Origin of the sequence: Halorubrum sp. SD626R (genome assembly GCF_001261915.1) — an archaeon.
GTDB lineage: Archaea > Halobacteriota > Halobacteria > Halobacteriales > Haloferacaceae > Halorubrum.
Map to the genome: position 1 here is coordinate 1 of NZ_CVRT01000137.1, position 1,393 is coordinate 1,393.

The 1,393-nt window shown below is 71.9% G+C and carries 1 protein-coding gene and 1 pseudogene; both read left to right on the forward strand.

The genetic code is table 11. The annotated features are described in order from the left end of the window. A pseudogene (locus SD626R_RS13405) lies at nt 1-206 on the forward strand (NUDIX hydrolase); the annotation flags it as partial. Nucleotides 207-287: 81 nt separating this feature from the next. Then, on the forward strand, nt 288-1,232 hold the full coding sequence (locus tag SD626R_RS13410; RefSeq protein WP_092566842.1) for a CPBP family intramembrane glutamic endopeptidase: 945 nt from the start codon (nt 288-290) through the stop codon (nt 1,230-1,232). The last annotated feature ends 161 nt before the right edge of the window (nt 1,233-1,393 follow it).

Below are 1,393 nucleotides of genomic sequence, written 5' to 3' on the forward strand. Positions count from 1 at the left end.
CGACGAACGGGATGGCGAACGCGGTCCACCACCACTTCCTCGCGACGGGCTGTGAACCCACGGCCGAGCGCGACCTCGACCACAACGAGTCGATCGCGGTCGAGACGGTCCCGTACGACGACCTGCTGTCGGCCGTCGTCGACGAGGGGCTCCGCGACGGGCGGGCCGTGACCGCCGTGCTCTGGTACGAGCTGCTGCATCGGTGAGGCGGGAGCGGCGCCGGCGACGACCGCACCCGGAGCCCCGGCACGAACAGCCCTATTATGCGTCGGCCCGTACGGCGGGCAATGGCAGACCCCTCCGAGGACGACGCGCATCGACGGGAGCCGGGGGCTTCCGACGGCGCCGAACCGAGCGCTCCCGACGGCGGCGAGCCGGCGGACGGTTCGACCGCGCCCGGCGACGGGGCGGCGACCGCCGACGACGTCGTCACCTCGACCGCGTCGGAGGGCCCCGGCGGTCGCGCCGTCGCGGTCGCGATCGGTACGGCCCTGCTCCTGGGGATCCTCGGTCCCGCGATCGCCCTCGCCAGCGGGGGCGTGGTGTTCGGTATCAACACCGTGACCGGCGGGCTCCCGCTCGCCGCGAGCCTCGCGCTCACGCTGGTGTTGGGCCAGTACGTCGCGTTCGGCGGGCTGGCGGTCGCCTACCTCGCCTGGCGGGGGCTCGACCGCGCCGGGATCGTCGCGTACCTCGGCGTGCGGCGCCCGAGCCTGAAGGAGATCGGCATCGTGATCGGGAGCTGGGCGCTCATCCTGGTCGCGATCACGGCCGTCTCGGCCGTGATCCAGCAGCTCGGCACCGAGACCGCCTCCAATCAGAGCGCGGAGCTGGCGATGCAGAACCCCGCGATCATCCCGCTCCTCATCGCGGCGTCGTTCCTCGTGATCGGTCCCTCCGAGGAGATCCTGTACCGCGGCGTCGTGCAGGGACGGCTCCGGGAGACGCTGTCGCCGGCGCCCGCGATCCTCGTCGCCTCCGCGATCTTCGCGGCGGTCCACGTGATGGCGCTGACGGGCGGGATCTCCGGGCGGCTCACCACCATCGCCATCCTCTTCCTGCCGAGTATCGTCTTCGGCGTGGTGTACGAGTACACCGAGAACCTCGTCGTCCCGGCGCTGCTCCACGGCCTCCACAACGCCGTCATCTTCACCGTCCTGTACGTCACCATCGCCTACAGCGACGAGCTCCGAGCGGCGGCCGGCGGCAGCGCGGCGCTGCTACCGGTTTAACTCGGCGAGCAGCGGATCGAGGGTTCGACCTCCGACGGCGACGTGGTAGTTATAAATGAGCGGTGGCGCGCCTCCGAGCGGTCGCCCCCGGCGACCGTGAGGAGCCCGCGAGGGACGCGGTGAGCGCTCGCAGAGCGCGAACCGCGAGGCTGGGGAGGTGT